The organism is Geminicoccus sp. (genome assembly GCF_035556675.1).
GTDB lineage: Bacteria > Pseudomonadota > Alphaproteobacteria > Geminicoccales > Geminicoccaceae > Geminicoccus.
The window spans coordinates 1-4508 of sequence record NZ_DATMFZ010000138.1; the positions used below are offsets into that span (position 1 = coordinate 1).

Genomic DNA, 4508 nt, shown 5'->3' on the forward strand with positions numbered 1-4508 from the left:
CCGGTAGCTGCCGCCCTGGCGGATCGCCGGCTCGATCTGGTCCCTGGTGATCCGGGCCATCCCGTCAGCTCCCCGCCTGCAGCGCGGCCACGCGCGCGTCCAGCTCCGCCTGCGTGACCAGTCCCTTCTCGACCGCCAGAATCTCGATCGCGGCCAGCCAGTGCTCATAATAGCTGGTGGTGAGGTAGGCAGGTCCCATCCGCTCGATCGCGTGGCGCAGCTCGTCGATATTGGCATGGCCTTCCATGCCCAGCAGATTCAGGAGGCCGAATGCGCGGCGCTCCCACTCCGCGTGGAAGACCGGCTCGTTCTCTTCACGCACGACCGGCCCGAAGCCGTGCATGCCACCCAGGTCGTGGACGCCGTTCATGCCGGTCCCTCCGCTCCCGCAGCCTGGCCGGGCCGTCGCGGCTGGCCGGTGCCGATCATCGAGTCGCGAGTGACCAGCTCTGCCAGCTCCGCCTCGCTCAAATGCTCAGTGCCGGGCGGGCGCTGCGGCAGGACCAGGTAGCGCAGCTCGGCATTGCTGTCCCAGACCCGGACCTCGACCTCGTCCGGCACCTCGAGCCCGAACTCGGCCAGGACGGCGCGCGGCTCCATCACCACCCGCGCGCGGTAGGGCGCCGACTTGTACCAGACCGGCGGCAGGCCCAGGACTGGCCAGGGGTAGCAGGAGCACAGGGTGCAGACGACGACGTTGTGGACCCGGTCGGTGTTCTCCAGCACGATCATGTGCTCGCCCTGGGCGCCGGAAAAGCCGAGCTCGGCGATCGCGGACGTGCCGTCGGCGAGCAGGCGCTGGCGATAGGCCGGGTCCGTCCAGGCCCGCGCCACCACCCTGGCGCCGTTGCGGGGACCCAGCCGGTTCTCGAACAGGTCGACCAGCTCGTCCAAGGCCGCCGGATCGACCAGGCCCTTCTCCACCAGCAGGCTTTCGATCGCCTTGACCCGCAGGGCGACGGGGGCTGGCGGTTCGGTATGCGCATGGGCCATGAGCCTGTCTCCGGGCAGCTCGCAGGCGCCCACGAAACAGCAAGATCCTTGCCCCGTCCAGCGCCCTGCCGCGGCTTGCCAGCCTCATCAAGTAACCGTACGGTTACCTGAACGACCAGGAGGGGAGGAACGATGGATCCCGTTGCCAAGCGCCGCATGCCGAGAAGCGGCCTCGAAGTGACCCAGCTCGGCTTCGGGGCAGCGCCGATCGGCAATTTCCTGAAGCCGATCACCGAGGAAACCAGTGCCGCCATGATCGGCGCCGCCTGGGATGCCGGGGTCCGCTATTTCGACACGGCCCCGCTCTACGGCCATGGGCTGAGCGAGCTTCGGCTGGGCCATGGGCTGCGCTGGTATCCGCGCGACGAGCTGGTGGTGTCGTCCAAGGTCGGCAGGCGGCTGGTGCCGGCCAGGCGCGACTCGATCGACTTCGCCCCCTGGGTGAATGCCGGTCCGTTCCGCCTCCAGTTCGACTTTACCTATGACGGCACGATGCGTGCCTTCGAGGACAGCCTGCAGCGCCTGGCGATCGAGCGGATCGACATCCTGTTCATCCACGACGTCGACCGGTTCAACTTCGGCGACGAGCAGCCGGAAGTGTTCGAGCAGGCGATGGACGGCTGCGCCCGGGCGATCCTGAAGCTGCGCGACGAGGGCGTGGTCAAGGCCGTGGGGCTGGGTGTCAACGAGTGGCAGGTCTGCCACGAGGGACTGAAGCGCCACGACTTCGACTGCTTCCTCCTGGCCGGGCGCTACACGCTGCTGGAGCAGGAGGCGCTGGACGGCTTCCTGCCCTTGTGCGTCGAGCGGGGCGCCTCGGTCGTGCTGGGCGGTGGCTACAATTCCGGCATCCTCGCCACCGGTGCCGTGCCCGGTGCCAAGTACAACTACCGCCCCGCACCGGACGAGATCATGGAGCGGGTCCGGCGGATCGAGGCGGTCTGCCAGCGCCACCAGGTCCCCCTCAAGGCCGCCGCCCTGCAGTTCGTCCTGGCCCATCCGGCGATCGTGTCGAACATCCCGGGCACGCGCACGGTGGCGCAGCTGGAAGAGAACCTCGCGATCTTCCGTACCGACATCCCGGCGGAGTTCTGGGCGGAGCTGAAGCGGGAAGGGCTGGTGCGCGAGGACGCGCCCGTGCCGGGCTGAGGGCAGGGGACAAGCGGCTGGACAGGCCGGCCGGCTGATCGGTATGAGGTTTTTCACGAAACTTCATACCCACGCTGGCCGAGCCTGCCCGTGACCACCGGGCGTGACGGGCGGCGCCTGCGTCCTGCGGAAGTGGAAGCCCGCCCATGCTGCGCCGAGAGCTCCTGCTGGCCGGTGCCGCGCTGGCCGCCCTGCCGGGCCTCCCGACCCGCGCCGCCTCGCGGGACGCGCTGGTCTACTCGTTCGCGCGCAATGTCGGCCCGCTCCACCCGCACGGCTACGCGCCGAACCAGATGTTCGCCCAGGCGATGGTCTACGAGCCGCTGGTCCGCTACGTGGAGGGCGGCCGGATCGAGCCCTGGCTGGCCACCGGCTGGACGGTGAGCACAGACGGCCGGACCTGGGACTTCACCCTGCGTCAGGGCGTCACCTTCACCGACGGCACGCCGTTCGACGCCCAGGCGGTCAAGGCCAATCTCGATGCCCTGGTCGCGGACCGGGCGCAGCATGGCTGGCTGGAACTGATCGCGCAGATCCAGGCGGTCGAAGCAGTCGCACCGGACCGCGTGCGCATCCGGCTGAACGATCCCTACTACCCGGTCCTGTTCGAGCTGGCCCTGATCCGCCCGGTCCGCTTCCTGTCCCCTGCCGTACTGGCCAAAGGCGAGGCGGGCTTCGCGCCCGTGGGTACCGGCCCCTGGCGGCTCGTGGAGACCGCACCCGGCGAGCATGACCGGTTCGTGCGCAACGAGACCTACTGGGGAAGCAGGCCCGCCTTCGCCGAGCTGCTGGTCAAGGTCGTGCCCGACCCGAACACGCGCGCGCTCGCCCTGGAGACCGGCGAGATCGACCTGGTCTTCGGCAGCGACCAGCTGAGCGCCATGGCGTACCAGCGCTTTGCCGCCGATCCGCGCTTTGCCTGCAAGGTCTCGCCGCCCCTGGCATCGCGCAACCTGGCGCTCAACAGCGGCAGGTCGCCCACGGACGACCTGAGGGTCCGCCGGGCGATCCTGCACGGGGTCAACCGGCGGTCCCTGGTCCAGAACGTGCTGCTGGACCTGGAGCAGCCGGCCGAGACCCTGTTCGCCCGCAACTTTCCTTATACCGACGTGCCGCTCGAGCCCTTCGCGTTCGACCGTGAGCTGGCGCAAGCGCTGCTGGAGGAGGCTGGCTGGCGCCGGCCCGAGGAGGGGGCGATGCGGGCCAGGGACGGCCAGCCCCTGGAACTCGACCTCTGCTTTGTCGGCTCCGATTCCGTGCAGAAGGCGCTGGCCGAGGCGGTGCAGGCCGAGTTGCGGACACTGGGCGTTGAGGTCCGGCTGGTGGGCATGGACGAGAGCGGCATGACCGCCCGCCAGCGATCGGGCGAGTTCGGGATGATCTTCGGCGACACGTGGGGGGCTCCCTACGACCCGCACTCCTTCATGAGCGGGATGCGCGTGCCGACCCATGCCGACTTCCAGGCCCAGTCCGGCCTGCCGATGAAGGAGGAGATCGACCGGCGGATCAGCGCGGTGCTGGTCGAGACCGACGAGGAAGCCAGGCGCGCGGCCTATGCCTGGCTGCTCACGACCCTGCACGAGCAGGCGGTCTACCTGCCGATCTCCTACACGACCTCCAGCTATGTCGCCGGACCCGGGCTGCAGGACGTGGGCTTCGGCCCGACCGTGAACGAGATCCCGTTCGAGACCTTCCGGCCGGCCTCGGCCAGTCTCTGAGATGCTGCGCTTCGCGCTCCGCCGCATCCTTGCCCTCCTGCCGCTGCTGCTGATCGTCTCGGTGGCGGTGTTCCTCGTGCTGCGGCTGGGCCAGGGCGACCCGGCGCTGGACTATCTGCGCCTGGCCCAGATCCCGCCGACCGAGGCCGCCCTGGCGCAGGCCCGGATGGAGCTCGGCCTCGACCAGCCGATCCCCGTCCAGTACCTTCACTGGCTGGCGGGTGCAGTCCGGCTCGACCTCGGCACGTCCTGGGTCACAAGGCGGCCAGTGCTGGACGAGCTGCTCCACTACCTGCCGGCCACGCTCGAGCTGGCCGGCGCCGCGCTGTTCCTGGTGATCGTGGTGGGCATTCCGCTGGGCATCCTGGCGGCACTGACCAAGGACCGCTGGCCGGACCAGCTCACCCGGCTGTTCGCCTTTCTCGGAGCCTCGATCCCGAACTTCTGGCTGGCCTTCCTCCTGGTCCTGGTCTTCTCCGTCCAGCTCGGCTGGCTGCCGCCGATGGGCCGGGGCGGGCTGGAGCACCTGGTCCTGCCGGCGATCGCCACCGCGCTGATGTCGACCGCCATCAACCTGCGCCTGATGCGCGCCTCGGTGCTGGCGCAGCTGGGCGAGCGCCATCTCCTGTTCGCCCGGGCTCGTGGCCT

General features: G+C 69.7%; 5 protein-coding genes. 3 read left to right on the top strand and 2 right to left on the bottom strand.

Translation table 11 applies throughout. The features are described 5' to 3' along the window. Positions 1-64: 64 nt before the first annotated feature. Together VNS22_RS10705 and nthA are read right to left on the bottom strand one after the other, a co-directional pair. Positions 65-370, bottom strand: a complete 306-nt coding sequence (locus VNS22_RS10705) for a hypothetical protein (RefSeq protein WP_325732215.1) — start codon at positions 368-370, stop codon at positions 65-67. Further along, positions 367-993, bottom strand: a complete 627-nt coding sequence (nthA, locus tag VNS22_RS10710; protein ID WP_325732217.1) for a nitrile hydratase subunit alpha — start codon at positions 991-993, stop codon at positions 367-369. Before nthA ends, VNS22_RS10705 begins: the two co-directional genes overlap by 4 nt. Positions 994-1125: 132 nt before the next feature. Between nthA and VNS22_RS10715 the strand changes: the two genes are divergently transcribed. The 3 genes from VNS22_RS10715 to VNS22_RS10725 all read left to right on the top strand — a co-directional run. Beyond that, a complete protein-coding gene (locus VNS22_RS10715; RefSeq protein WP_325732219.1) occupies positions 1126-2142 on the top strand; it encodes an aldo/keto reductase in 1017 nt (338 codons plus the stop codon). Positions 2143-2288: 146 nt separating this feature from the next. Next, positions 2289-3860 carry a nickel ABC transporter substrate-binding protein gene (gene nikA, locus VNS22_RS10720; protein ID WP_325732221.1) on the top strand — a complete coding sequence of 524 codons (1572 nt, stop codon included), beginning with the start codon at positions 2289-2291 and terminating at the stop codon, positions 3858-3860. Position 3861: 1 nt separating this feature from the next. Further along, positions 3862-4508, top strand: a 647-nt coding sequence (locus VNS22_RS10725; RefSeq protein ID WP_325732223.1) for an ABC transporter permease subunit, incomplete at its 3' end; no start/stop codon positions are given.